This window comes from Acinetobacter sp. GXMZU3951, from assembly GCF_054457875.1.
The window spans coordinates 26,435-52,695 of sequence record NZ_JBTLFO010000012.1; the positions used below are offsets into that span (position 1 = coordinate 26,435).

At 38.2% G+C, this 26,261-nt stretch carries 25 protein-coding genes; 15 read left to right on the forward strand and 10 right to left on the reverse strand.

The genetic code is table 11. The features are described from left to right. The first annotated feature begins 4 nt into the window (after positions 1-4). The 7 genes from wecB (at position 5) to ACX17N_RS15225 (ending at position 6,628) form a co-directional block, all read left to right on the forward strand. Complete coding sequence (gene wecB, locus ACX17N_RS15195; protein WP_458893402.1) at positions 5-1,132, forward strand: non-hydrolyzing UDP-N-acetylglucosamine 2-epimerase; 1,128 nt, start codon at positions 5-7, stop codon at positions 1,130-1,132. A gap of 12 nt (positions 1,133-1,144) precedes the next feature. After that, on the forward strand, positions 1,145-1,903 hold the full coding sequence (locus ACX17N_RS15200) for a glycosyltransferase family 25 protein (protein WP_458893403.1): 759 nt from the start codon (positions 1,145-1,147) through the stop codon (positions 1,901-1,903). Between the two features lie 195 nt (positions 1,904-2,098). Further along, on the forward strand, positions 2,099-2,845 hold the full coding sequence (locus ACX17N_RS15205; protein WP_458893404.1) for an IS5 family transposase: 747 nt from the start codon (positions 2,099-2,101) through the stop codon (positions 2,843-2,845). Positions 2,846-3,065: 220 nt separating this feature from the next. Further along, positions 3,066-3,785, forward strand: coding sequence for a glycosyltransferase family 2 protein (locus tag ACX17N_RS15210; RefSeq protein ID WP_458893405.1), 720 nt, complete (start codon positions 3,066-3,068; stop codon positions 3,783-3,785). Beyond that, positions 3,782-4,150, forward strand: a complete 369-nt coding sequence (locus tag ACX17N_RS15215) for an HAD family hydrolase (protein WP_458893407.1) — start codon at positions 3,782-3,784, stop codon at positions 4,148-4,150. Before ACX17N_RS15210 ends, ACX17N_RS15215 begins: the two co-directional genes overlap by 4 nt. Beyond that, a complete protein-coding gene (locus tag ACX17N_RS15220; RefSeq protein WP_458893408.1) occupies positions 4,150-5,706 on the forward strand; it encodes a glycosyltransferase family protein in 1,557 nt (518 codons plus the stop codon). The genes ACX17N_RS15215 and ACX17N_RS15220 overlap by 1 nt, the downstream gene beginning before the upstream one ends. A gap of 13 nt (positions 5,707-5,719) precedes the next feature. Beyond that, positions 5,720-6,628, forward strand: coding sequence for a hypothetical protein (locus ACX17N_RS15225; protein ID WP_458893409.1), 909 nt, complete (start codon positions 5,720-5,722; stop codon positions 6,626-6,628). On the opposite strand, the gene ACX17N_RS15230 is transcribed toward ACX17N_RS15225, so the two are convergent. The 5 genes from ACX17N_RS15230 to ACX17N_RS15250 form a co-directional block, all read right to left on the reverse strand. Beyond that, entirely contained in the window at positions 6,602-7,591 is a 990-nt protein-coding gene (locus tag ACX17N_RS15230) for a WavE lipopolysaccharide synthesis family protein (RefSeq protein ID WP_458893410.1), read from the reverse strand. The two genes, ACX17N_RS15225 and ACX17N_RS15230, sit on opposite strands and share 27 nt — an antisense overlap. Before the next feature lie 34 nt (positions 7,592-7,625). Next, complete coding sequence (locus ACX17N_RS15235; protein ID WP_458893411.1) at positions 7,626-7,841, reverse strand: hypothetical protein; 216 nt, start codon at positions 7,839-7,841, stop codon at positions 7,626-7,628. A 150-nt stretch (positions 7,842-7,991) separates the two neighbouring features. Then, entirely contained in the window at positions 7,992-8,876 is an 885-nt protein-coding gene (locus ACX17N_RS15240) for a lysophospholipid acyltransferase family protein (protein ID WP_458893412.1), read from the reverse strand. Positions 8,877-9,193: 317 nt separating this feature from the next. Further along, positions 9,194-10,981 carry an aspartate--tRNA ligase gene (aspS, locus tag ACX17N_RS15245; protein WP_458893414.1) on the reverse strand — a complete coding sequence of 596 codons (1,788 nt, stop codon included), beginning with the start codon at positions 10,979-10,981 and terminating at the stop codon, positions 9,194-9,196. A gap of 148 nt (positions 10,982-11,129) precedes the next feature. Further along, entirely contained in the window at positions 11,130-11,906 is a 777-nt protein-coding gene (locus tag ACX17N_RS15250; protein WP_458893459.1) for a DUF4184 family protein, read from the reverse strand. A gap of 156 nt (positions 11,907-12,062) precedes the next feature. On the opposite strand from ACX17N_RS15250, the gene znuD reads away from it, so the two are divergent. Together znuD and ACX17N_RS15260 are read left to right on the forward strand one after the other, a co-directional pair. Next, positions 12,063-14,141: a zinc piracy TonB-dependent receptor ZnuD gene (gene znuD, locus ACX17N_RS15255; protein ID WP_458893415.1), complete on the forward strand. Its 2,079-nt coding sequence runs from the start codon at positions 12,063-12,065 to the stop codon at positions 14,139-14,141. A gap of 105 nt (positions 14,142-14,246) precedes the next feature. Continuing rightward, the gene (locus ACX17N_RS15260; RefSeq protein WP_458893416.1) at positions 14,247-15,710 is read left to right on the forward strand and encodes a phospholipase D family protein; all 1,464 of its coding nucleotides are present in this window, start codon (positions 14,247-14,249) and stop codon (positions 15,708-15,710) included. Between the two features lie 82 nt (positions 15,711-15,792). On the opposite strand, the gene ACX17N_RS15265 is transcribed toward ACX17N_RS15260, so the two are convergent. Next, positions 15,793-16,245, reverse strand: a complete 453-nt coding sequence (locus ACX17N_RS15265; RefSeq protein ID WP_458893417.1) for an SAM domain-containing protein — start codon at positions 16,243-16,245, stop codon at positions 15,793-15,795. A gap of 143 nt (positions 16,246-16,388) precedes the next feature. On the opposite strand from ACX17N_RS15265, the gene ACX17N_RS15270 reads away from it, so the two are divergent. Next, a complete protein-coding gene (locus ACX17N_RS15270) occupies positions 16,389-16,829 on the forward strand; it encodes an RcnB family protein (protein WP_458893418.1) in 441 nt (146 codons plus the stop codon). A 47-nt stretch (positions 16,830-16,876) separates the two neighbouring features. Here ACX17N_RS15270 and ACX17N_RS15275 read toward each other — a convergent pair whose 3' ends face one another. Continuing rightward, positions 16,877-17,374 carry a phosphate-starvation-inducible protein PsiE gene (locus ACX17N_RS15275; protein WP_458893419.1) on the reverse strand — a complete coding sequence of 166 codons (498 nt, stop codon included), beginning with the start codon at positions 17,372-17,374 and terminating at the stop codon, positions 16,877-16,879. Between the two features lie 399 nt (positions 17,375-17,773). Between ACX17N_RS15275 and ACX17N_RS15280 the strand changes: the two genes are divergently transcribed. From ACX17N_RS15280 to ACX17N_RS15300, 5 genes are read left to right on the forward strand one after another with little or no spacing between them, the layout of a single operon-like run. Then, complete coding sequence (locus ACX17N_RS15280) at positions 17,774-18,169, forward strand: type IV pilin protein (protein ID WP_458893420.1); 396 nt, start codon at positions 17,774-17,776, stop codon at positions 18,167-18,169. Beyond that, positions 18,166-18,639, forward strand: a complete 474-nt coding sequence (locus ACX17N_RS15285) for a GspH/FimT family pseudopilin (RefSeq protein WP_458893421.1) — start codon at positions 18,166-18,168, stop codon at positions 18,637-18,639. The genes ACX17N_RS15280 and ACX17N_RS15285 overlap by 4 nt, the downstream gene beginning before the upstream one ends. A gap of 3 nt (positions 18,640-18,642) precedes the next feature. Further along, positions 18,643-19,143 carry a type IV pilus modification PilV family protein gene (locus ACX17N_RS15290; RefSeq protein WP_458893422.1) on the forward strand — a complete coding sequence of 167 codons (501 nt, stop codon included), beginning with the start codon at positions 18,643-18,645 and terminating at the stop codon, positions 19,141-19,143. Between the two features lie 18 nt (positions 19,144-19,161). After that, positions 19,162-20,250 (forward strand): PilW family protein, encoded by a 1,089-nt coding sequence (locus tag ACX17N_RS15295; protein WP_458893423.1) that lies wholly within the window; start codon positions 19,162-19,164, stop codon positions 20,248-20,250. Further along, positions 20,250-21,419 (forward strand): pilus assembly PilX family protein, encoded by a 1,170-nt coding sequence (locus tag ACX17N_RS15300; protein WP_458893424.1) that lies wholly within the window; start codon positions 20,250-20,252, stop codon positions 21,417-21,419. Before ACX17N_RS15295 ends, ACX17N_RS15300 begins: the two co-directional genes overlap by 1 nt. Before the next feature lie 58 nt (positions 21,420-21,477). Here ACX17N_RS15300 and ACX17N_RS15305 read toward each other — a convergent pair whose 3' ends face one another. The 3 genes from ACX17N_RS15305 to ACX17N_RS15315 all read right to left on the reverse strand — a co-directional run bounded on the left by ACX17N_RS15305 (position 21,478) and on the right by ACX17N_RS15315 (position 26,155). Further along, a complete protein-coding gene (locus ACX17N_RS15305; protein WP_458893425.1) occupies positions 21,478-23,259 on the reverse strand; it encodes an acyl-CoA dehydrogenase C-terminal domain-containing protein in 1,782 nt (593 codons plus the stop codon). Positions 23,260-23,435: 176 nt separating this feature from the next. Then, positions 23,436-25,238: an acyl-CoA dehydrogenase C-terminal domain-containing protein gene (locus ACX17N_RS15310; protein ID WP_458893426.1), complete on the reverse strand. Its 1,803-nt coding sequence runs from the start codon at positions 25,236-25,238 to the stop codon at positions 23,436-23,438. A 308-nt stretch (positions 25,239-25,546) separates the two neighbouring features. Then, positions 25,547-26,155 (reverse strand): hypothetical protein, encoded by a 609-nt coding sequence (locus tag ACX17N_RS15315; protein ID WP_458893427.1) that lies wholly within the window; start codon positions 26,153-26,155, stop codon positions 25,547-25,549. Between the last annotated feature and the right edge of the window lie 106 nt (positions 26,156-26,261).

Consider the following 26,261-nt stretch of genomic DNA (forward strand, 5'->3'; position numbering starts at 1 on the left):
TTATATGCGTAAAATTAATGTATTAGTTGCTTTTGGTACGCGACCTGAAGCAATCAAAATGGCACCAGTAGTTAAAGCATTGCAAGCAGACATTACATTCAATGCAAAAGTTTTAGTAACTGCACAGCATCGTGAAATGTTAGATCAAGTATTAGCTGTATTTGATATTCATCCAGATTTTGATTTGGATATCATGAAACCTAATCAAACCTTAAGCCAGCTCTCTGCACGTATCTTAGGTAAAATGGATGATGTATTCCAAGAATTTCGTCCCGATATTGTACTAGTCCATGGTGATACCTTAACAGCTTTTGTAGTAGCACAATCAGCTTTTTATAATCAAATTGATATCGGACATGTGGAAGCAGGGTTGCGAACTTATAATTTGAAGTCACCTTGGCCAGAAGAGGGAAATCGCCAGCTAATATCTCGAATTGCACGTTTGCATTTTGCTCCTACCTCTATTTCAAGTCAAAGTTTGATTAATGAAGGATTGAAGCAAGAAGATATATTTATTACGGGTAATACTGTAATTGATGCTTTGTTAAGTATTGCAAATAAAAATGATTTACCCCTACCAAAACTTTCTGAAGAATTATTTTTGAAATTAAATTCTAATGAAAAAATAGTATTGATAACGGGTCATCGTCGTGAAAATTTTGGTGATGGATTTAAAAACATTTGTTTAGCATTAAAGCAGTTGGCAGAAAAAAATCCTACAGTTAAATTTATCTATCCTGTACATTTGAATCCAAACGTTAAAAATGTTGTGAACGATTATTTATCAGATGTCAAAAACATTGCTTTAATACCACCACAATCTTATTTAGAATTTGTGAACTTAATGAAGCATAGTTATATTATTTTGACAGACTCAGGCGGTATTCAAGAAGAAGCACCAAGTTTAGGTATTCCAGTGCTCGTAATGAGGGATACGACGGAACGACCAGAAGCAGTATCAGCTGGAACAGTGAAACTAGTCGGTACTGATCAAAATAGCATTATTTCTAATGTACAGGCTTTGTTAGATGATGAAGAAATTTACCATTATATGTCAACAGCAAGCAATCCATATGGAAATGGCCATGCTGCTAATCAAATAATAGATATATTAAAGCAAACTTACATTTAGGAAAGTTTTATTGTGTTTGGTATTTATGTTGTCAGTATTGAAGAAAGAAAGAGTCAAAGACTTTCTTCTTTCTTTAAACAAAATTTTTTTAAAGATATTCCTGAAAATGACATTAATATTTTAGGGGTCAAAGGGGGGGGGATGACAGCGAAAGAATACTTTAATTTAGCTGTGCATGGGAGAGCTAAACCTTTGACCCCTGGAGAATTAGGTTGTACTTTATCGCATCTGGAAATATATAAGAGACTCTTATTAACAGAAAACGATTTTGCATTAATTTTTGAAGATGATGCTATTTTTCCTGAGGCCTTAAACTATAAAGAACTCTTGGAACAAATTAAGCAATATAAATTTGACTCATGCTTTTTGTTAAGTTTGGGAGGGATTCAAATGAAAGTATGCCGTAATGTGAGAGGTGAAATCCAAAAAAATAAAATACTCTCTCAGCCTGTTATAACTGTCAATCCACATTTTTATAATAGAGTTTGTTATACATTTGCCTATGTAATTGATCGAGAAATGGCAGAAGTTCTACTAAAATATCATGATATACCACGAAGAGCAGATGATTGGAGTTATTTACATGATTTTAATTCTAAGGCAAGAATTTATATGACTAATTTAATAGATCATCCTGTTGATCAAAATATTAGTAATAGTTACATTGAATCTGAAAGAATAAAAAATAATGATATTCCTTTTAGTTGCTATGGGCATGGAATCTCAAAACAAGTAGCTAAAATAAAGTATAAAAGATTCAAGTTGTCTTAGAGTTTATTATTAAGATATTTTATATTTAATAAAATATCTTAATAATCTTAAAAAATTTTTTAAGATTAAATTTTTAGCGATTTCTTTAATAAAATTTTTTTCTTGATAAATTGAGTAGGAGTTGTTGACATTTTTAGCTTAAAAAAATAGCGAAGTAGTAAAATCAAATCGCTAAACCCAATTTTACTATTCGCTATGCCTCGTACTATGCTGACTAACCAACACTGGTCTAAGCTAAAACCTATTCTGTTCAATTTCGGTATTTATCTCAAACATAATTTGAAATTATTTCTGGAAGCTATTCTTTATAGAATTATAACAGGATGTCCTTGGCGAGATTTACCTGAAGCTTTTGGCAAATCTAATACGATTCTCAAACGATTCACTCGGTGGTCTAAAGACAATAAACTACTAAAAATATTTAATTTATTGTCCAAATGTGCAGATCTAGAATGGATTTTTATGGATGGTAGCTATGTCCGAGCTCATCAGCATGCGACTGGGATAAAAAACCAAGCTATTTCAAAAAGTATCGATGGAAACAGCTCTAAAATACATTTGGCTGTAGATGCTCATGGGAATCCGATTAAATTTATAGTGAGTGATGGGACAACACATGATGTAAAAATTGCACCCCAATTAGTTGATTCACTGGATTTGGAAGCAACAACAATTTTATGTGCTGATAAAGGATATGACTCCGAAAAACTGAGAGAGCAAATTATTAAAACAGATACAAAAGCCAATATACCTAAGAAATCCAATACCAATTCTGATAACAAGTATATGGATTGGTATTTATATAAAATTAGGCATTTAGTTGAAATCACATTTGTAATACTTAAACAATTTAGAGGTATTGCTACACGCTATGACAAGCTAAAGCGGAATTATGAAAATTCAGTTGCTTTAGCATGTGTCTTTATTTGGCTACCATTATGAAATGTCAACAAACCCTAGTATTTAATTGGAGATTTTATTAAATATTTTTCATGGACATTAAAATTAAAGTTTTTTTATTTCCGATCCATGAATCGCTAAAGTGATGTATGGTGTAATTGGTGTCAAGATTTGGGTAAAATGTGGTTGATAGATAAACTACAATTGAATTATTATTGTCACCTCTTTTTTTGTTATATTTCTAATATTTTGGTTGTGTTCTATGATATTAATTACTATGGCAGGTTTAAGCTCTAGATTTTCTAGAGCTGGTTATCAGTTGCCAAAATATATGCTTGAATTAGATGGTAAATCTCTATTTGAGTGGTCTGTATCTTCGTTTAAAAAATATTTTAAAACTGAGGATTTTACTTTTGTCATTAGAAGTAGTGATGAAATACGAACATATGTTGAAGCGAAAATTAAGTTATTAGGAATATTAAAATATAATATTATTGAGTTAAGCAATGATACTAGTGGGCAAGCAGAAACAGCATATTTGGCATTAAAAAATAATATAATAGATTTCTCAATCATAATATTTAATATAGATACAATTAGGTATGATTATATAAAGCCAGACTTCATTGACGAGTGCGATGGTTATTTAGAAGTATTTTATGATGAAGGAGAGCATTGGTCTTTTATTGATCCAGGGGTTGATGGTTTAGTCTTAAGAACTACGGAAAAGTTAAAAATTTCTAATCTATGTAGTGATGGACTCTATTATTTTAAAAGTCAGAAAGAATTTTGTAGAATTTTTGAAGAAGCATTGAATTCTAATGAATTGGTTAATAACGAGTTTTATATTGCCCCTTTATATAATAAACTGATTGAAAAAGGTAAAATTATTAAGTACTACGAAATTTCTTCAAGATATTTAGATTTTTCAGGAACACCTGTAGAATATGAAAATTTGTTAAAGAAGATGGGCAGTAGATGAAAAGATTAATTATGGATTTGGATGATACTATTTGCAGTACATTAAATGGTGATTATGAAAATTCATACCCTAATGTAGAAATTATAGAAAAAATGCACGAATATAAGCGGGAGGGTTTTGTTATTGTAATCAGTACTAGTAGGAACATGCGTACTTATGAAGGTAATCTAGGTAAAATAAATGCTAATACCCTCCCAGTCATAATTGATTGGTTGGAAAAGAATAATGTGCCATATGATGAAATTTATACAGGAAAACCCTGGTGTGGTTTTGAAGGATTTTATGTTGATGATAAAGCAATAAGGCCTGATGAATTTGCAAAATTGTCATTAAAAGAAATCAGAGATTTATTAGGTTTAAATTAATGATTATTATTAATTCTGCAGCATATGTTGTACCTGAGTTTCAGAGCGAATTAGGCGAGATACCACCATGTATGTTGCCTTTAGGTAACCGTAAACTTATACAGTATCAAGTAGAAAATTTAAGAAAATTCAAAAATGAAAGAATAGTACTTTCTTTACCACTTAGTTATAAAGTGAGTATAGCTGAAAGTAAGCTATTTGAAGATTTAGACATTGAAGTCATCACAATTCCAGATAATTTTTCATTAGTTAATGCATTAATTTATGTAATTAATGTTTCTGTTTGTTTGGATGACTATATCCGTATTTTACATGGCGATACGCTAATTTATGATCTACCTAATGAATTAGATAGAATTTCAGTAGCATATACTAGTGATGAATATAAATGGAAAACTGTTTCTCAGGATAAAAATGATACTATAGATTTAGTATGGTCAGGTTTTTTTTCGTTTTCTGATAGAAAAACATTATTAAAAGTATTATCTCTATCTAATGGTAATTTTGTAAATGCAATAATAAGATATCAGCATTTAAAAAATTCAAAAGAGATCGAATGTTATGAGTGGCATGATTTAGGACATGTAAATACATATTTTGTATCCAGATCATTTATTACGACGCAGCGAGCTTTTAATTCATTAAAGATTAGTGACGGAGTGGTATATAAAACAGGTATTCCTTATTTAAAGATAAAAGCTGAAGCTGAATGGTTTGAAAATATTCCCCCAATTGTAAAAAAATATACTCCTCAATTGATTTCTACGGGAATTAATGAATCTAATCAGCCATTTTATTCTCTAGAATACTTGCCTCATTTACCAATGAACGAAATTTTTGTACATGGCCGAAACTCCATTATATTTTGGAGTAGACAGTTTAATTTATTTCTTAAATATTTTGAAGATTCAAGGAAAGCTGTTGATGTTAAAATAATAAATACTCTTAGTAAGAAAATATCAAAAGATGCAGAATCATTATATTCTTTAAAAACCTACTCGAGACTGAAAGAATTTAAAAACTCTGAATTCCTTAATCATGAAGTCTCAGTGAATGCTCAGAAAATTTCAGTGGAAAACATAGTTGATGAATGTATTCATAGAACGTTGAAACTTCCCTTAGTTCCATCAGTTTTACATGGAGATTTTTGTTTTAGTAATATTTTATATGATTCAAGAGCAAAAAAAATTAAAGTTATTGATCCTAGGGGAATAAATTATAATAGTGAAATGACAATATATGGTGATCAAAAATATGATTTTGCTAAATTAACCCACTCTATATTGGGTCTTTATGATTTTATAATATCTGGAAGATATGAAATAAAAAACTATGATGATGGTAGTGAGTATATTTCTTTTGATATCGATGAGCGTTTGGAAAATATTCAAAAAAAATTTTTAGAGTATCAATTTGTAGATGGAGTAGGTGTTAAAGATATTATTCCATTAGTTGTTTTATTGTTTTTTTCAATGCTTCCTCTTCATAAGGATCGACTTGATAGACAAAAAGCAATGCTCTTAAATGCCTTTAGATTATATGAAATGATAGATTAGAGATTTATTTTAAATGAAAATAGCAGTTCAAATTTTTGGTCATATGAGAACATTTAAAAAATGTGCACCTATACTAAAACAGAAAATTTTAGAAAAATATGATTGTGATGTTTTTATTCATACTTGGAATAAACCTTATCATGATGATATTGAGGTTAAAGAAGATTTTTGTTCAGATATTATACAGTTATATAATCCCAAAAAAATAGAAATAGAAGAACAAGAATTTTATAATGATATTGAAGGGTGTTATATAGTTGATACTGATTCAAAATTTAAGGGAGTTAATGCTTTACTTAGTGGTTTAAAATACATGAATTATAGTATGATTTCTGTAAATTTATTAAGGATGGCTTATCAAAAGGAGTATTGCACAGAATATGATTATGTGTTGTGTATAAGGCCTGATATATATTTAAACGATGATTTTGATATAAATTTATTTGAAAATGATTTTAATTTTAATTCAAACACCTTAATTAGTTTTGTTAATTATCCTGTATTAACAGTTGCACTACGAAGGTTAAATATAGTTTATTTAGCGAGTGATGTTTTTATGTTGATGACTCCAAATGTGGCAAATAGATTATTCAAATCTATCTCTGATTTTGATAAATATTATATTGATTTCACAAGGATGTTTCCCAATAAAAATTTCCATCCAGAGTCAGCTTTCAGTGAGTTGGTAGTGAGTAAAAATATTATTCATCGAGCCTATATATATTCTTTTAATATAAGTAGAAAGAACTCATTAGAAGATATAGTTGTTTCATTAGAAGCATCTGATAAATATCTTGCAATGAATAATTTTGTTGGAAATAGCTCAAAGTTAAAAAAATATAAATCTAGATTATTGATTATATTTTTTATACTAATCTTTTCTGTGGTTTTTAATTTATATTTGGTTTTTTTTAAATTTTAATGAAAAAATTTTTTGAAATAAAATGGTAGTTTTCTTAATTTTTTTAAATGCATATGGATATTTATTTAAAAAAATTAAGAATAGTCTTGTTATTTTTGTATGAGGAAATATTTTTATTGATTTTATGTCAATAAAAATATCTCTCCTTTTTTTTAACATATTTAGGTAATCTAAAGTACTGTAGCATGATAGATTTACTTCAATAGAGTCATAGTCTCTTTCAAATTTTGGCATTATTAACCCAATATCCCTAGGATGTACTATTATGAATGTATCAACTAAAAACTCTTCAAAATTATCAATAATTTTTTTACTAATATCGTTATGAAAATTAATGGGAAATTTTTGATTGTTAAATAGATAGTTGAGCACTAACCATTGTTCAACCGCATACCGTGAACGGAACTTTCTTTCATTTTTATTTGAATGTATTGCATGTTTATTATATTCATACCAAACTGCATTTTCGTATTCATATCTAGGGCAAGAGAAATACCTTTGTATATCTTCTTTATATCCGAAAAGAAACATATCACTTATATGATAAGCCATATGTTCAAAACATCGAGGATTTAGTGAAAAAAGTGATGTTGTTAAAATTCTGCCATTACCAATAGATGTTTTTCGATTGATATCTTTTAAGTTATTCCAAATTTCTAAGAAATAGATTTTATTTAAAAACTGATCTGTTCTAATCTTCAGAACTAATGGTCTCGTAGCTTTTTTTATACCAGATAAACTAGAAATTATTTGTTTGTTGATGTTGTTTTTTGACAATTGATTAAATTTTAAGGTTGGAAGTGCATCTATATCTTCATTATAAATGATGCAATCAAATAATGAATTTTTATCTATATATTCATCATTAGTTGAAAGTATAAATTCACTTTCAGAGAGTATGTTTCGCATAGCATAGACATGATCCTCAATATTATATTGTGAATATATTGGACCCTGAATCACAACTGAGATATCTTTAGATGAAAAAACATACAATTTACTTATCCGGATTACCCTTCAATACCATATAAATCAAACCGACAAAAATCGCAAAGGCACCGCCCAAACTACTCACACAGAAATAGAGGATGCGGTCAGAAGTGTCTAAATTAAATAATCCGTTGGCAAGAATATAGCGCATGAATAACCACTGGACGATTGCAAACACAATTACCACTAGACCACGACGGCGGACTTCAGGACGCATAGCCATAAGCTTGATCATCTATCATCATAAAAACAGCGGCTATTATGCCACTGCTCAGAATTGATCTCAAATGAATAAAAGCAATCAGCTCAATGCCGTACAAATTTACATAAATTGGGGCTTTTATTTTGATAATTCGCACATTCTTACAAAAAGTCACCTGCTAGAGTGTTTGCAGTAAACATTCACATTGCCATAACAATTTCTGAAGCGTTTGTATGACCAGATATACTGCTCTGGTGCGAGATGAATCATTTCTTGCATTGCCAGATTTAAGCTGTCTACAGACTGCTGCAAGTCACTGGACTGAATGCTTGTGGGTAAATCAATGCAATGTATATCAAAACTTGATAATTCAGGATTACGGATGCAGCTTAAACCAATCACATTGCATTGAGTCTTGGCCGCCATTTTCGAAACCAATGTTGCGGATAGGGTATTTTGTTGGAAAAAATGCGAATAAATTCCACCAGAAGCTTTAGGTAAATGATCTGGCAAAACCACCGTCAGACCGCCTTGTTTTAAATGTTTAAAAATTTGACGTATTCCAGTTTCATTTGTTGGAACCAAGGTGGCATTAAATTTCTGGCGGGCATTTAAAATATAGCGATTCACCCCTTTTATTTTGTCTGGTTTATACATGATCATGGGTTGGGTATAGACGTTCAACCATGCATTGAGTAACTCCCAACAGCCAAAATGGGGGATCACCACAATCACACCTTTTTGGTTCGCTAAGGCATCTTCTAACCGCTCTGCACCATGAACATTTTTGAGTAAATCTAGGCTGTATTGAGGTGGCATTCCCCAACATTTTATAAACTCGATATAGGTGAGACATTGACTTCGAATACTGAGTCGAATCCGCTGTTGCAGTGCTATTTCATCTAATTCTGGATAGGCCAATTGAAGATTGATGGATGTGATTCGCTTAATATTTGAATGGGTATGAAATAGAAAAAAAGCCGCCCAACTCGCAATTTTTTGTAAAAAGGATAACGGTAAAATCGCAATACATTTAAGCAGGAAATAGATAACCATATTTTGACTCAAGAATCTTTTTTACTAGAAAGGGTGGAAAGGGTGGGAGAAATTTTGTAAAGAAACTGATAAATCTACGATCGATATAATCAAAAAAAGATGAGCGTCTTAAGAACAAAATAAAGTTTTGAATAGTGGAATTAGGGCAAGAACCGTCGCAGCAGCATATCGACTATTGGGCTTTACTCTAAGCGTGATTGAGAAAAAGTTCAAAAGAAAAATGGCAATGATCTGTAAAAATGCAATGTTCAGAAAAAATTCTTGATTCAAAAATAAATAAACCCTGCACGAGACAGGGTTTATTTGAAAATTAAGGCTTAAGCTTCTTTGGCTTCAGCTTTAGGTTTTTCACGTAGGCGAATACCTAAATCACGCAATTGATTCGCTTCAACTGGCGCTGGCGCTTGCGTTAATGGACATTCAGCAGTCTTGGTTTTAGGGAATGCAATCACATCACGAATTGATGCACCACCTGTCATGAGCATAACTAAACGGTCAAGACCAAATGCTAAACCACCGTGTGGAGGAGCACCGTAACGTAATGCATTGAGTAAGAAGCTGAATTTTTCTTCAGCTTCTTCTTCACCAATACCTAAAGCTTCAAAGATTGCTTTTTGCATTTCTAGGTTATGAATACGCAGTGAACCACCACCAATTTCAGTCCCGTTTAACACCATGTCATATGCGACAGAAAGTGCAGCACCTGGGTTGTTCTTCACGTCTTCAACGCTAGATTTCGGTAGCGTGAATGGGTGGTGAACAGAAGTCCATTTGCCATCATCGGTTTCTTCAAACATTGGGAAGTCAACCACCCAAAGTGGCGCCCATTCGCACGTTGACATCTTCAAGTCATGACCGACTTTAATACGCAAAGCGCCCATGGCATCGTTCACAACTTTGGCTTTGTCTGCACCAAAGAACACGATGTCGCCATTTTCAGCACCAACACGTTGCAAGAGATCAAGTACGATTGGCTCGATAAACTTCACGATTGGAGATTGTAAACCTTCGATGCCTTTTTCAAGCTCGTTGACTTTGATGTAAGCCAAACCTTTTGCACCATAGATGCCAACAAATTTGGTGTATTCGTCAATTTGGCTACGTGGTAAAGAACCTGCGCCTGGCACACGTAAAGCAACAATACGGCCTTTCGGATCTTTCGCTGGACCTGCAAACACTTTGAACTCAACGTCTTGCATAAGGTCAGCAACGTCAACCAATTTCAAAGGAATACGTAAGTCTGGTTTGTCCGATGCATAGTCACGCATGGCATCTGCATAAGTCATGCGTGGGAATTTATCGAAGTTCACGTTTAGAAGTTCTTTAAACATCTTAACCGTCAACGTTTCCATTAAATCCATGATGTCATCGTCGCTCATGAACGATGTTTCAACGTCGATTTGGGTGAATTCAGGCTGACGATCTGCGCGTAAGTCTTCATCACGGAAACATTTCGCAATTTGGTAGTAACGGTCAATACCACCCACCATCAACAATTGTTTGAACAACTGTGGTGACTGTGGAAGGGCATAGAAGCTACCATTTGAAACACGGCTTGGTACTAAATAGTCACGCGCGCCTTCAGGTGTTGCACGCGTTAAGATTGGGGTTTCAACGTCTAGGAAACCATTGTCTTCGAAATAGTTACGAATTAAGTTGGTAAGCTTAGAACGGAAACGTAAACGATCAAGCATTTCTGGACGACGGATGTCCAAGAAACGGTATTTCAAACGAATTTCTTCAGAAATATTGGTATTGTCATCATTCAATGGGAATGGTGGAGTTTCAGAAGCGGCAAGAACTTCAATTTCTTTACCCAACACTTCAATTTGACCACTGACCATATTGGCATTTTCAGTGCCTTCATAACGACGGCGTACACGGCCTGTAATTTTTAATACGAATTCAGAACGAGCCTTATCTGCTGTTGCGAAAGCTTCAGGAGTATCTGGGTCAATAACCACTTGCACAAGACCATCACGGTCACGCATATCAAGGAAAATGACACCACCGTGGTCACGGCGACGGTGTACCCAACCGCAGAGGGTAACGGTTTCATCAATTTGAGCTTCGGTTAAAGAACCGCAGTAATGAGTTCGCATCATAGCGTGTAAAATCCAACTATATGGGTTAAGGAAGCGTATACGTAAACAGCGTACCGCCTGTAAAGGGAGGATTATGCCTCGTTGAGGATTTTGTCACAAGGACTAGATCAAAATTCCTCTGTATTTCAGGTCATTTAGATGCAAATTTTCAGTCTGGGATAGCGCGGAAATAATCTCGGTAATCCAAGAATAAAAACAAGATACAGCCCAAACTAAAACAGGGGAGAGCCGCTTGGGTAAATTCATTGATACTTCGCGCTGTAAAATAATATAGGTTGGACATCCACAGCTCTTGGGAGAAATAACGCGCATAATCCCATACCGAATAACTGCCCATGAGCAGGGTTAGGCCCAGCAAACTCCACGCATAGACTTTAATGCTTGGGGATACCCTTCGGACTTGTCTAACTTGTTGATAATAGTGTGCACACATCCAAAATAATAAGGGTAAGGCAGCAGCCGAAGTACCAATCTGAAGTACTTGATGCATGGGAAAGCTTAGCCCGAAGAGTGTTACGGTTTGACCCAGAAAATCATGAAAAGCAAAAGTGCGAAAGTCGAGATGTGTCAGCCCATCCCAAATCAGATGGGTGCTGATCCCCAATAAAATTGCCAGAATCATCCCAAGAACAAAGCCGATGAGGTTCTGGAGGTTGTTTAACGGCAACTTATCCTGCAATCCGAAAAAACGAAACAGTACGGGACGATACAGGGCGTACCACAACAGACAAAAGCCGAGCGCAATGAATAAATTGGGATTAATCAATGCCTGCCATAAATGAGTTTTTCCCCCATCGTGTTGTGTGAACAAACGGATTAAATCGGGGGTCATTGAGCCAATGGCGAGTGCCGCAATCGGTAGTCGACCCCGACTTAACTTGGCTAATGGTGGGGCAAGGACCGCATGTGAAAGAGTAAATGGCATTGATTTTAATTGAGCGAGTGCGTTGCTTGAGGTCAAGATCTATCTATAGCTACAGCAAGTTTCAAGCAGACACAAGACAATGATGTTTTTTATTGCAAAATAATCGTAATGTTATATTATAACATTTAATAAATTCCACCAGATCCTGTTTGACTCATGTTATTTCATAAGAACTTACTTTCTCTTGCAATTCTTGCAGTTATCGCACCTGCTGCATTTGCTCAGGAAGATGAATCTACGCAAAAATTATCGACCATTCAGTTACAAGCTCATCCTTTGGTGCAAAGTGCCGCAGATTTTGCTGTAGCAGATCATGTGGTCGAGCATAAACAATTGGCCGAGCGTGGCGCAACCATTGGCGATGCGTTGGATGGTGAATTAGGGGTGTATTCCAACCAGTTTGGTGCGGGATCGAGTCGTCCTGTGATACGTGGTCAAGAGGGGCCACGGGTCAAAGTCCTAGAGCACGCTTCTGAAACGGCAGATGTATCCACGCTCTCGCCCGATCATGCGGTGACTGTCGATCCGATTTTAGCCAAGCAAGTTGAACTTATTCGGGGACCTTCAACCCTGTTGTATGGTGCAGGTACCGTGGGTGGTTTAGTCAATGTGACAGACAATAAAATTCCAACCGAAATGCCCGAAAAAGGCTATACAGGACAAGTTGGACTTCGTTATAACTCGGGCAATGATGAAAAGCTGGCGAGTGCAGGGGCAACAGTGGCGCTTTCCGATCAGGTTGCCATGCGCGTTGAGGGGCTGAAGCGTAAAGCCAATAGTTATATTGCCCCAAACTATGGGCATGAACATGAGGGAGAGTGGGAAAAACAACGTCGTGTAGACAATACCTTTGCCGAAGGCCAAACGGTCAATCTTGGATTATCTTGGATTCACGATCGTGGTTTTACTGGAATTTCCTACAGCAACCGTCAGGATCAGTATGGTTTACCAGGGCATAGTCATGAATATGAAAGCTGCCATCCGCATGATGATCATTTGCACTGCGATGGAGGTGATAACCATGGCCATACGGATGAACATGATCACTCAGGCCATGAGCATGCGCATGACGAACATGAAGCAGGCCCATGGGTCGACCTAAAATCCGAACGTTATGATTTCCGTACGGAGCTGAATCATCCATTTAACGGTTTTGAAAAACTTCGCGCGCATGCCAGTTATACCGATTACAAGCATGACGAGATTGAAGATGGCGTGGCTGCAACTACATTTAAAAGTCAGGGTTATGATGCCCGCTTAGAATTGGTACACAATCCGATTGCGGATTGGGAAGGGGTATTGGGCACCCAGTATAATCAGCAGAAACTGAACATTAGCGGTGAAGAATCCTTACTTGATCCAACCAAAACGCAAAAATGGAGTCTTTTTGCGCTTGAGCATAGGCAGTTTGGCGATGTGCATATCGAGTTAGGAGCGCGTTTCGATCATCAAAATATTGAGATTGATTCGGATAAAAAAGACTACGATGGCAATGCTTATTCTGTTTCAGGTGCAGCCAACTGGGCCTTTGCACCGGACTATAAATTGTCATTGGTGGCTTCTCATCAAGAACGTTTGCCTTTAGCGCAAGAGCTGTATGCCGATGGCAAACACTTAGCCACCAATACCTATGAACGTGGCAATCAAAATCTGGATGTTGAAAAGTCGAATAATCTTGAGCTGGGCTTGCACTACGAAACCGATCGTTTTGATTATCATGTGCATGTCTACCATAACTGGTTTGATTCTTATATTTATGCGCAAACCGCAGACCAGTTCGAAAACTTCCGCTTAGTCGATTACACCCAAGACAAAGCCAAGTTTTACGGGACTGAGGCGCAAGCGTCTTATGCCCTGAATGACCTGTATAAGTTGAGTGTCTTTGGGGACTATGTCCGTGGCAAAATTGACAATGCCAATGCACCTCGCGTACCCGCAGGTCGTTTAGGCAGTAAAGTCGATGTCGATTTTAGCGATGGCTGGTCTGGTTTAGCCGAGTACTATCATGTCTTTAAACAGGACAAAATTACCGCCTATGAGCAGGAAACGGATGGTTATAATATGGTGAATCTTAGTGTGGCTTATGCGGCGCCAGCATTCGCAGATACTAACTATCGCGTGTATTTCAAAGCCAATAATCTATTGGATGAGCAGGTCTATCAGCATGCTTCCTTCTTGGCCAATATCCCGCAAATGGGGCGCAATTTTACTGTAGGTCTCGAATTTGCTTTCTAAGCATGATTAGGCTTTTGGAATTGAATCAAGACCTTGTCACAGAAAGCCACTTGAAAATACAGCGCAGAAAACCTAGCCTGATGCTATTGGGTTAGGTTTTTTGTTATGCGTATTCTCCGAAAAGTTCAACATAAATTAAATTGGTCGCCACGACGCTATATTGCGGTTTTTGTGGGGCTATTGGCACTGGGCTATTTGGCTTCAGGCATTTATCACAGTGTAAAACCTTTACCTGAAGGGCTAAATTACACGGGTAAGTTACGCCATGCCCAAGTGAAATTCCTGGTCGATCAGACCTATTTGACTGCCAATGGTCAACAGCAGCAACAGCATGTCATTTTTAATGAAATGCTGAAGATGATTGATGAAGCCAAAACCACCATTGTCTTGGATATGTTTTTATTCAATAAAGAAGTGGGAGAGTCGAAAGCACAACAACAAGCTTTAACCCAACAGTTAACGGATGCTCTGATTTCAAAGCGCCGTCAGTATCCAGGCCTTGAAGTGAAATTCATTACCGATCCGATTAATTCAGTATATGGCGGTCTGGCTCCCGAACATTATCGCCAACTGCGTCAGGCGGGTATTGATGTGATTGAAACCGATTTACGACCATTGCGGGCTTCCAATCCAGCTTGGTCGGGTTTCTGGTATTTATGTTGTCAAGATATAGGCAATAACCCTGAAAAAGGCTGGTTGCCAAATCCATTTGGGAAAGCACCGATTACCTTGCGCAGTTATTTTAATCTATTTAATTTTAAAGCCAATCATCGTAAAACCTTGGTGGTAGATACGGCGGAAGGTTGGAAAGCTTTAGTGACGTCTATGAACCCACATGATGGCAGTTCGCGTCATTCCAATGTGGCTTTGGTGGTAACAGGCAATACTGCAATTGACATCCTCAAGACTGAGCAAGCTGTGGGGCGGATGTCGGGAGGAGATATTCCTGTGGTGATTTTAGGTGAATTTGAGGCGGAAAAAACTGAGCCACAGGTTCAAGTCTTGACCGAACAGGCCATTCTTGAAGCAACCTTAAAGTTAATTGAATCGGCACAGAAGCAAGACCAGATTGATTTAGCCATGTTCTATTTATCGGAACGACAAATTATTAATGCCATGCTGGCTGCGCAAGAGCGTGGCGTACAACTACGCGTCTTACTTGATCCCAATAAAGATGCTTTTGGACGTCAGAAAAATGGCATTCCTAACCGTCAAGTGGCCTCTGAGCTGCACGTAGCAGGGATCCCAGTGCGTTGGTGCAATACGCAAGGTGAACAATGTCACAGTAAGATGATTGTTAAACGCAGTGGCAAAGACAGTGAGCTGATTCTGGGTTCTGCCAATTTTACTGCACGGAATGTGAAAAACTATAATTTAGAAACAGATTTGCGTGTAGTCGGTTCAAGTCAAGCTGCGGTTTTCCGTGATGCAGCGCAGTATTTTAATACGGCATGGTCGAATTTAGAGGGTAAGCAGATGAGTGTGGATTATGCACAATATGCGGATGAGTCGAAGTTGAAATATGGCTTATACCGTTTCATGGAATGGAGTGGTTTGTCGACATTTTAATTTTTAATCCCTCCTTTCCTCCCTTTGAATAAAGGGAGGAAAGGCCTGAGTCATATCAGGAATTGAGAGGGGGGAATATTATTTATATCTCAGGATTCGGTGGAATGATTTGATCCAAATCTTTATCCGTCATGTTATCCAATTCACGAATATCAGTTTTAATTTTCCATTGTTCAAGATTATCCACTGGGTTCGGTAGACGTGCTTCAAGCCAGTCACAGACCACATCAGGTGGAAAGTCAGGGTGATTACATTGAATGACCCAAGATAAGAATTGCTTGGCTTCCCCATTCATATAAGGGGGGGGAGACACAGGGAGAAATTGGGTGGGTAAGCGTTCGTTGGTCGAAATGTAATTTAAAACATGCCCAAGTTCTTGTACCGTTTGCCAAGCCAGTGGGTGATTGATATTAATCTGAAATTTAAACCACCAAGCATGTTGACCATCTGTTCCATAAGAATCAATAAATTCTTTCTGTACACTTGGGACTTTACAGAAAAATTGATGCAGTCGTTCAAAGCTTAATTCCGCCACAATATTCAGCCTAATCCATGAAAAGGCTTATATTAGCATAAAGCATGAAAAGCAAAATTGAGAATCAGGGCAGATCCGTCCAGCAAAAATCTTTGTAGCACATCCTGTTTTATACATGCTTAGACTCAAAGATCGGTTAAAATATGAATAAAGACAATTGGGAGAAGCAGATGACAGCCAAGTTCTACTTCGCATGGGGTATGGCGATCCTTATGTTGAGTTCAAGCTATGCATCCGCGGATGCCAATGGATGGTCAAATTATCAGGGCACCAGTACTAAGCGTCCGCATGATCGACCTTACCCACCACACCCGCCATATCCGAACCGACCTTATCCGCCGCATGATCATCGTCCGCCCCATTGGGATCGACCACAGGCGAATGTCAGTATTAATTTACAAGCCCCGACTTATACCGAGTATAACCATCAAAGCACCAGCTATGTCTTTGGTGATGCGAACTCAAAAATTGAAAGTTCCCAATATCGGATCATCAATGACTGGCAACGCTTGGGTTTGCCAGAACCGCCACAGAACATGTACTGGATTTTTGAAAATGGGCGCTATGTTTTAGTCCCAAGATAGGATGATGCGTTCTACTTTCGAGCAAGCATGATCGAAAGTAGATGCAGTTAAGCCAATTCATCATCTTCTGGACGTGGGGTTTTTCCTGCCGCTAAAGCTTTATCTTGATGCTTGTCCCGCATCACGGATGGATAATTCCAAGAGGCAAATCGCACCACCAGAATGGCAAAGGCGAGAATTAAAATTGAGCCTGTAATAATCAGCAAATCCATATCGGCTTTATGGTCATGCTGAATATCGGAAATAAGCAGTCGAGTCAGAGCGGTAATTGCCACATAAATCAAAAAACGAACGGGCATATGGTTGGTTTTAAAATATATTCCCACCATGGCACCCAATTCTAAATAAATGAACAATAAAAGAATGTCATCAATGCTGGCGTATTGTTTCACCGTTAAAATTTCAATCACAGTATGTACAGCAGACCACGCCACCATACAGCCAATAATGAAGAGGGCAATATAGTGGAAACTTTCTACCGCCATATTGCCTAAACGGTCGAGGAGGCGTTCAAGTTGAGTCACTTTCGGATCGTGTGTAGGCATTTTTACCTCCTGATGCTGAATTTATTCGCTATTCAAACATAAGCAAATTTCATGCACATGAAGCTGAAGGCATAAAAAACGCCTGACAATGCAGGCGTTTTTTAAAATCAAATCATTATGCTTCATTTTTATGAGTGGGAAAGCTAAATCACGGTGAAGCGTGCTTCTTAGAGTAAATGTATTTGTGTCTATTTTTTGCTCTCAATCAATCTGTTGTATTTTTCTGGCCTTTTTTGAAGTCAAAATTAAGCAGTTTTTTAACAATAAAAATAAATAAATGACGCTGTGTGTCACACAATTTTTTATTTTTGATAAATAGTTGGATTGATTATATTATTGCAAAGCAAAATTTTATTAAGAAATATTTATAAATGCTTAAGCTTTAAGCTAGGGTGACAAATGAAATCTTTATCGGGGTTTACTTTAATTGAGTTAATGATTGTTGTCGCAATAATTGCAATTTTTGCAGCGATTGCTATACCGAGCTATTCAAAATATATCGTGGCGAGTCATAGAACAGAAGCACAAGCGGCCATGTTAAATTTAGCTCAATTTCTAGAGAGCAAATACAATGCTTCATTTAGTTATCCAGCGGTGGCGGATATTCCTGCAGCATTAAAATCGCCTGCAAATGTCAGCACGTATTATACCTTTTCAATTAATGTCGCCAATTCATCTCAAACTTATACGATTACCGCAACACCAACCAGTGTCCAGTCCGACTCCACATGTGGAACTTTAACGTTAAAGGAAGATGGGGCTAAAACACCAACGACATCTGGGTGCTGGAAATGAAAACAGTAAGAGCTTTTACCCTCGTTGAGTTAATGGTGACGATAGCCGTTTTGGCAATTTTGGCTACTTTAGCTGCTCCCAACCTCAGTAGCGTATTAAATAACTCCAAAGTGAAAACCAGTACAGGGGATATTTTTAATTTTCTTCAACAAGCCCGAACCGAAGCGGTGAGACTGGGGAAAACTGTCACAATTTGTGGGAGTTCAGATGGCACGACTTGTTTAAGTGCCAATAAAACCAATTGGTCAACGGGACTTATTGCCAAATCTTCGGCTTCCACTACACCGATTCAGAAGTTAACTTTCGAAAATTCCAAACTCATGATTACCGCACCAGAAACCATCGATTTCAATCCAGTGGGATCAACTACAGCTGAACATGAAATTACGGTAGCAATTTCTGGTGCTGATACTTATTCAATCTGTGTCGAAGTCATTGGCAGAGCATTCAAAAGTAAAACAGGGTGCTAAATCATGAATAAAATAAATGCTCAACAAGGATTTGTGCTCTTTGAAGCGCTTATCGCAATGTTTATTACCGCAGGGGTGTTATTGGGGTTAGGGATTCTGCATTTGAAGTCTATGCAGCAAAGTGCCTTAACCACCCAACGTACCATTGCGACAATTCAAGCCAATGATTTGATTGATCGGATGTGGGCCAGTGTTTGCTCTTTAGATGATAGCTCAGGTCAGGTTTCTACAGGGCAAATCAATGCACTTAAAGTGCAATGGCAAAATCGTTGGAAGGTTACGGGAAATAGCAGCAGTTTTGTGCAAGGACTGACTAATAATCAAAAAGCTTTACATAGCCGTATGAATAGCTGGTCGGGGAATCTGGAAATAGAGAGTGCGACGAAGCGACGGTATAAAATTACGATTCAATGGGAAAATAAGAAAGCCAAGTGGTACGAGACAAATCCGGGAGATAAGGAAAGCTTTATCTATTATTTTTCAGTGCCGAAGTGTGAAATTTAGTAGATAGAGGAAAATAGTATGAAAAGAAAAATAGTGAGTAATCGATTTTCACAAGCTGGCGTTTCTCTCATTGAGCTGATGGTGGGTTTAACCATTGGTATGATTATTACGGCAGGGGCTTTAACCATTTTATTTTCAAACCAGAAGCTTATTTTGGAAAAAGATGTCATGGATCGCTCACAAGAGAATTTTCGTTTTGCCTCAATGACGATTACTCGGTTGGTTCGACAAGCAAATGAACTGGGTATTCCTGCAAATAATAATGAATTGATTGTGACATTTGATCGTACACAACGAGATTGTTTGGGACAACTGAATAATTCATGGGTCAATACATTTAAAGTGAATGCAAATAATGAATTGCTTTGCATTTTAAATAATGATGAAAATTTAAGTTATGTGCTTGCTAAGGACATTTCTGAAATTAAATTTTCATATGGTATTCAGAATGGTGTTGGTGCTAACTCTTTAGTTTATCAACCAAGATATAGTGGTAATAGCAACACAGAAAATACGGCAGTTGTGAATGCGTGGAACACGGTAACCAGTGTTCTAACTCAGATGACTGTTACTGAGGGCAATGGTAAGCAACCCACCATTGATTTTATTTCAACATCACATCTATTGGCATTAACCAAACTGGCATCCAGTGGCGGTACAAGTCACGCCAACCCTTCAAATAACAATAACTCAGGGGATTCCTCTACAGGGAGTGGTCAGGAGGGTGGAGATACTTCTAATGGAAATAGTAATGGAGATGGTTCCGAAGAAGACAATCAGAATCCTCCTACTGAAACAGCAACTTGTTCGAGAGATGTGGTTAGCCGAGTTAAAGTCACATATGGAAATGGATCTTCATACTGGGCGAGTTTATCTGGTACAAATTTTGTGCCAAATAAATCAGTAGTCTCAGTAGATATAAGCCAAGTTAACAACAATAGGGATTGGCAGTTAGAGTGGAAATACAATACAGGAGTGACTGGAGAGAAACCTTTTTCTAGTTCGTGGAGCACTTGGACATCTGATAATTTGCAAGGTAATGAATATGTTGTATTGACGCTTAGATGTAGTGACCAAATTACTAGTTCACTTAAATTTTCGAGATAATGAGTATGAAACAAAAATATCAACAAGGTTCCGTCCTCATTATTACTGTAGTTGTGCTTTTTGCCGCGACCATGATTAGTCTTTATGCAATGCGTGGCACAATTATGCAGGATAAGATGACCGCTAATATCAATAATAAAGTGGCGACCAGTAATGCCGCAGAAGATGGGGCTACTCAATTTTTAAACTGGGCGGATAATCGATTTAAAACATCAGGCTGGCCAACAAGTAGCTCTGATAAGAACTCATGGAAAGGCGGTTTAACAGCTGATTTGATTCCTTATACAAACCCTATAAATGGTGTGAGTGCATCGAATATCCAGAATGGGCGTTATTATTGGATTAAAACAGATGCCAATATTGCAGGTTGCTCAGTTGCCAATACCAATCCATGTTGGGACGATACTCATCAGCAGGTGACTGTACAAATTACAGGAAATCTGATTAAGGGTACAGGTAGTGATACTAAGATTTTAGGTGAAAGCGTTTATCAAGTTAAATTTGCTGCACCGCAAGCAGTGCGATTACCAGAATTACCTGCAGCGTTGACATTGGCTGGTGACGTTAATTCATTTTCTGGTGCAAATAGTAATGTCTTTAGGATTGATGGGGGGCATAAACTCGCAATTGCTACGGATGATGTCAACTCAAATAATACTGTTAAAAATGGTATTCCAAACAATCGTAACGATGCAGCCCATTATCCTGGTGGTAGTGGTTGTCCATCTTCAGGTGCTTGCGTAAAGAATACCGACCTCGGTCTGTGGGGGGATGCCAATCAAGTAATGGAGCTGGTGAACTCTATCAAAAATGCGCCAGGTGTGACTTATGTTGAGGGGAATGCCACGAATCTACCAGCCTGTTCAGGTATTGTCATTATTACTGGAAGTCTACGTACTAACGGGAATCAATGTTCTTTTAAAGGTATTCTCCTCGTCCTAGGCGGAAATTATGATGTGCGAGGCAATGGTGGGGATTATGTTGGTGCTTTATATGTCGCGAATATTAGTTCAAACGGAAGTGGCGGTTACCAATTCTCTAGCAGTCCGACTCAATTTTCGGGTGGCGGGAATATGACAATTACGTATGATTCGAGTTTAATGGACGATGATGTAAATCCGAGTTATTCATCTCGCACTTCAGTTTTGTCGTGGGTCGACGTTCTCTAAGATTAATGTCTTCCATAAAAAACGCCTGACAATGCAGGCGTTTTTTTATATTCAGATCTTAGGTTTGGCTAGTGAAGTAGTCTTCACTGAAGTTCATGATCAAGTCGGAACCTGCTTTGACTTTCGCAATACGCATGTCTAATTCAGGAAGAATACGTTGTGCAAAGTATTGTGCCAGTGCCAATTTGTTCTGGAAGAACTCACCATCTTTATCTTTTGCGGCATTGGCAATACGAGCAAACATGTATGCGAAGCTGAGTAAGCCGACAGCATGTAAGTAATCAACTGCCGCTGCATTCGGGAATTCAATATTTTCCGCTGCTTGCGCAAGTACAAATTGAGTCAAATCAGCTACTTCGGTTGCTGCATCTAAAGTCGCATCTTTAATGAAGTTTAAGTCAGCATCTAAACTGTTAGCAAAATCACGAATTTCTTCGATGTATTCTGCAATGTACGCACCGTTACACTTAATGGTTTTACGACCGATTAAGTCTTGAGATTGAACGCCATTCGTGCCTTCATAGATTTGCGCAATACGTAAGTCACGGACACATTGCTCCATACCCCATTCACGGATATAACCATGACCACCGAAGCACATTTGTGCATCTAAAGTTGCTTGGAAAGCAGTGTCAGTTAAGTATGCTTTCGCAATTGGTGTTAAAAGTGCAACACGGTCATTGGCTTTTTTCACTGCTTCAGCATCAGTAGAAAATTTAGTGATGTCTAACTGTTGACCCACGTAAACGGCAAATGCACGAGAAGCTTCGTTGTTGGCACGGACGTTTAACAACATACGACGAACGTCACCATGCACTAAAATGCTGTCCGCTGGTTTGTTTGGCGATTTAACACCAGAAGCACTACGACCTTGTAGACGGTCAGTCGCGTATTGTGCCGCATTTTGGTAAGCAAACTCAGAAGCACCAAGACCTTGAATACCCATCGATAAACGTTCGTAGTTCATCATGACGAACATTGCTGCCAGACCTTCGTTTTCTTTACCTACGAGGTAACCTTTAGCGCCGTCAAAGTTCATGACGCAAGTTGCAGAGGCTTTGATGCCCATTTTATGCTCGATAGAACCCGGACCTGCGGCATTACGCTCACCCACAGAACCATCTTCATTGACTAAGAATTTAGGCACGATGAACAATGAAATACCACGTGAACCCGCGGGTGCATCTGGAGTTTTCGCCAAAACCAAGTGAATGATGTTTTCAGCTAAGTCGTGGTCACCGCCAGTAATGAAGATTTTTGTGCCGGTAATGTTATAAGTACCATCTTCGTTACGTTCAGCTTTAGTTTTAATAATGCCTAAGTCTGTACCAGAATGAGGTTCAGTTAAGCACATGGTGCCAGACCATTCGCCTGAGTAGATTTTAGGTAAATAAGTTTCTTTTTGCTCTTGAGATGCATAGCTGTTTAAGGCCATACCTGCACCCACTGAAAGTAATGGGTAAAGCATGAAAGAAGGGTTAGTTGCAAACAACATTTCGTCAGAAAGTACAGTCAGCATTTTAGGCATGCCTTGACCGCCCCATTCTTCTTCTGCGCCTAAACCAATCCAGCCACCTTGAGCATATTGTTGGAAAGCATCTTTAAAGCCAGCAGGTGTCGTCACTGCGCCATTGTTATATGTTGCACCTTCTTCATCACCTGTACGGTTCAGCGGAAGCGTTACATTCTGCGCAAATTTAGCCATCTCTTCCAAAATAGCTTCTGCAGTAGCTGCATCTAAATGAGCTAGATTTTCGTTAGACTGCCAGAATTGTTCTGCGCTAAAAACATCATTTAAGATGAATTTCATATCTGCAAGCGGTGCATTATAAATTGGCATAGTTAGTTCACCTTTGTTGTATACATATGCGTGTTTCGAATAGGGAATAACACGCAATGTGATGTATTACCGATTCGACTTTATTAAATTTAGCATTGATTCCATAAAAAAAGGACCGTCAAAACCGACCAGTCCTTTTTTCTTAATTTAACATTGCAAGCAACATTAAAGTGTGATTAGAACGCAAAGTGTTCTGCATCAAGAGACATTAATGGCTCTACACCACCAGCAATCACGTCAACGTGTGAACGAACACGTGGCAAGATTTTCTTGAAGTAGAAGCGAGCAGTGGTCACTTTGGCATTGTAGAAGTCAACATCTGTCGTGCCAGCAGCAAGCGTTTGCTGAGCTACCAATGCCATTTGCGCCCAGAGGTATGCAAGTGTTACGTAACCAGCGAAGTACAAGTAATCTACAGCAGCAGCACCGACTTCATCTGGATTTTGCATCGCGCGCATACCAATTTGCATGGTGAGGTCGCCCCATTCTTTGTTCAATGCAGCAAGCGGCTCTACAAATTCTTTCATTGCAGCATTGTCTTTGTTTGCTTCGCAGAATTTATGAATAATCTTGGTGAAGTCTTTTAACATTGCACCTTGAGTACCCAAAACTTTACGACCTAACAAGTCCAACGCTTGAATTTCAGTGGTACCTTCATATAAGCATGAGATACGAGTATCACGAACGATTTGTTCCATACCATGTTCTGAAATGAAGCCATGACCACCGAACACTTGTACGCCGTGTTTCGCAGATTCAGAACCTGTTTCAGTTAAGAATGCTTTTGCGATTGGAGTCAACAATGACAAGATGTTGTCAGAGTATTTACGCTCTTCTTCAGTTGCACCTTTCTCAACGATATCCGCATGGAAAGATAACAAGTAAACCAATGCACGACCTGCTTCAGCAAAAGATTTTTGCGTTAATAGCATGTTGCGTACAGCTGGGTGCACAATAATTGGATCGGCTTCTTTTTCAGGTGCTTTCGGACCAGAAAGAGAACGCATTGCTAAACGATCTTTAGCATAAGCCAAGGCACCTTGGAATGAACCTTCAGATGCCGCCAGACCTTGAATCGCTGTACCAATACGCGCCGTGTTCATGAAGGTGAACATACAGTTTAGACCACGGTTTTCAGGTCCAATCAAGTAGCCTTTTGCATTGTCAAAGTTGATCACGCAAGTCGCGTTACCATGGATCCCCATTTTGTGTTCAATCGAACCACAACGTACGGCATTACGCTCACCCACAGTACCATCAGCATTCAAGTTGAATTTTGGTACGATGAACAGAGAAATACCTTTGGTGCCTTTAGGCGCGCCAGGAAGACGAGCAAGAACAATGTGAATAATGTTCTCTGCCATGTCATGTTCACCGGCAGAAATAAAGATTTTCTCACCCGTAATCGCATAGCTACCATCAGCATTTGGTTCAGCTTTAGTACGGATAATACCGAGGTCAGAACCAGCATGAGATTCGGTTAAGCACATGGTGCCTGTCCAAACACCAGATACTAGATTCGGTAAGTATGCATCTTTTTGTTCAGGTGAGCCGTGGTGTTCTAGGGTACGTACTGCACCGTGAGAAAGACCTGGGTACATGCCCCATGCCCAGTTCGCAGTACCGACCATTTCAGAAATCACGTTACCTAAAGAAACGGGTAAACCTTGGCCGCCATATTGCTCTTCAGCAGAAAGAGAAGGGAAGCCTAATTCGATATATTTTTGATATGCTTCTTTAAAACCAGTCGGCGTAGTCACCACGCCATCATTCCAAGTACAACCTTCTTGGTCACCGCTTTGGTTGATCGGAGACAATTCGTTTTCACAGAAATCTGCCGCAGCTTCTAAATATTGGTCAACCAATTCACGGCTTACGGTTTCTTGGAACGCAGGGAGTTTTGCATAATGTTGTTCAGCATTTAGTAATTCATGCAAAACGAACTGCATATCACGTAAGGGCGCTTTGTATTGTGGCATGTCGGTTTTCCTCAATACTGGTTTCAACCAGCGTTATAATCCTATTAAACATGGTGACGTGCCTTCAATGACACGTTTTTAAGTACAAGTTAATCGTGCAACATCTTGTTATCAGGTACAAGCACTTGCCCCCCATTTCTTAGTGACTGTAAAGTCAAAAAAAGGTGGCTTGAATTTTATAAGTACATTGAGTGTAAACGTTTTTATGTTTTTTTTAATGATACAAATAGTCAAAAAACGTAAAAAGTTATGTTGCTATTTAGGCATAAAAAAAGACGCTTGCGGCGTCTTTTTTGTTGTTCATCTGCTTATGCTGCAGGTTTTGCTGTAGGCATGGCATTCGGTTGCGGCTGATTCGGGAAGAAACGTACCGCACATTTACCCGATAAGGTTTGTTCACCCGCTTTAATTTGCACCGCTTTACCATCGGCTTGACCTTTACATGCAGTTTCGACTGCTTGCTGGAAAGCTTGTTTTTCTTTCAGACGTTGATCGTATTGCTGCACCATTTGCTGACGTTGTGCATCTGTTAGTTTTTCACCGCGTTGTGGACGCATCATACCTGCGTCATCTTGTATGGCATGGTGTCCAAAATGCATACCGCGACCATGCTTTTGATCAGGCTGGAACACCACCTGACACTGACCATCAATTGTTTGTGTACCAGTGGTTACCTGAACCGATTGTCCGACAGTTTTACCCTCACAAGCTTGTTTCATCTGTTTGAACATTGCTTTGTGTTCAGCACGCATTTGTTCATGTTCGGCACGTTGTTCAGGCGTCATACGATCTGTATGACGACTATCCATCATGCGATGTGGTTGCTCTTGTGGTTCTGGGTGTGATTGGCATGCTGTTAAAGCCCCCACACTTAAAACACCACAGGTTGTTAATAGTATTTTTTTCGTCAAGTTCATTACAAGTTACCCCAGCCGCGATTATTAAATTTGTTCTTAAAGATTAAATAATAAAGATGAAGAAACAATGGAGGGTTTTTTGAAAATAGGTTGGTTACAATAAGTT

Excerpts from the sequence above, each read along its gene's own strand:
- wecB (WP_458893402.1), top strand. The coding sequence starts at position 5 with ATGCGTAAAATTAATGTATTAGTTGCTTTTGGTACGCGACCTGAAGCA.
- ACX17N_RS15205 (WP_458893404.1), top strand. The coding sequence starts at position 2,099 with ATGCCTCGTACTATGCTGACTAACCAACACTGGTCTAAGCTAAAACCT.
- ACX17N_RS15210 (WP_458893405.1), top strand. The coding sequence starts at position 3,066 with ATGATATTAATTACTATGGCAGGTTTAAGCTCTAGATTTTCTAGAGCT.
- ACX17N_RS15215 (WP_458893407.1), top strand. The coding sequence starts at position 3,782 with ATGAAAAGATTAATTATGGATTTGGATGATACTATTTGCAGTACATTA.
- ACX17N_RS15220 (WP_458893408.1), top strand. The coding sequence starts at position 4,150 with ATGATTATTATTAATTCTGCAGCATATGTTGTACCTGAGTTTCAGAGC.
- ACX17N_RS15225 (WP_458893409.1), top strand. The coding sequence starts at position 5,720 with ATGAAAATAGCAGTTCAAATTTTTGGTCATATGAGAACATTTAAAAAA.
- ACX17N_RS15235 (WP_458893411.1), bottom strand. The coding sequence starts at position 7,841 with ATGGCTATGCGTCCTGAAGTCCGCCGTCGTGGTCTAGTGGTAATTGTG.
- ACX17N_RS15240 (WP_458893412.1), bottom strand. The coding sequence starts at position 8,876 with ATGGTTATCTATTTCCTGCTTAAATGTATTGCGATTTTACCGTTATCC.
- aspS (WP_458893414.1), bottom strand. The coding sequence starts at position 10,981 with ATGATGCGAACTCATTACTGCGGTTCTTTAACCGAAGCTCAAATTGAT.
- ACX17N_RS15250 (WP_458893459.1), bottom strand. The coding sequence starts at position 11,906 with ATGCCATTTACTCTTTCACATGCGGTCCTTGCCCCACCATTAGCCAAG.
- znuD (WP_458893415.1), top strand. The coding sequence starts at position 12,063 with ATGTTATTTCATAAGAACTTACTTTCTCTTGCAATTCTTGCAGTTATC.
- ACX17N_RS15260 (WP_458893416.1), top strand. The coding sequence starts at position 14,247 with ATGCGTATTCTCCGAAAAGTTCAACATAAATTAAATTGGTCGCCACGA.
- ACX17N_RS15270 (WP_458893418.1), top strand. The coding sequence starts at position 16,389 with ATGAATAAAGACAATTGGGAGAAGCAGATGACAGCCAAGTTCTACTTC.
- ACX17N_RS15275 (WP_458893419.1), bottom strand. The coding sequence starts at position 17,374 with ATGCCTACACACGATCCGAAAGTGACTCAACTTGAACGCCTCCTCGAC.
- ACX17N_RS15280 (WP_458893420.1), top strand. The coding sequence starts at position 17,774 with ATGAAATCTTTATCGGGGTTTACTTTAATTGAGTTAATGATTGTTGTC.
- ACX17N_RS15285 (WP_458893421.1), top strand. The coding sequence starts at position 18,166 with ATGAAAACAGTAAGAGCTTTTACCCTCGTTGAGTTAATGGTGACGATA.
- ACX17N_RS15290 (WP_458893422.1), top strand. The coding sequence starts at position 18,643 with ATGAATAAAATAAATGCTCAACAAGGATTTGTGCTCTTTGAAGCGCTT.
- ACX17N_RS15295 (WP_458893423.1), top strand. The coding sequence starts at position 19,162 with ATGAAAAGAAAAATAGTGAGTAATCGATTTTCACAAGCTGGCGTTTCT.
- ACX17N_RS15300 (WP_458893424.1), top strand. The coding sequence starts at position 20,250 with ATGAGTATGAAACAAAAATATCAACAAGGTTCCGTCCTCATTATTACT.
- ACX17N_RS15305 (WP_458893425.1), bottom strand. The coding sequence starts at position 23,259 with ATGCCAATTTATAATGCACCGCTTGCAGATATGAAATTCATCTTAAAT.
- ACX17N_RS15310 (WP_458893426.1), bottom strand. The coding sequence starts at position 25,238 with ATGCCACAATACAAAGCGCCCTTACGTGATATGCAGTTCGTTTTGCAT.
- ACX17N_RS15315 (WP_458893427.1), bottom strand. The coding sequence starts at position 26,155 with ATGAACTTGACGAAAAAAATACTATTAACAACCTGTGGTGTTTTAAGT.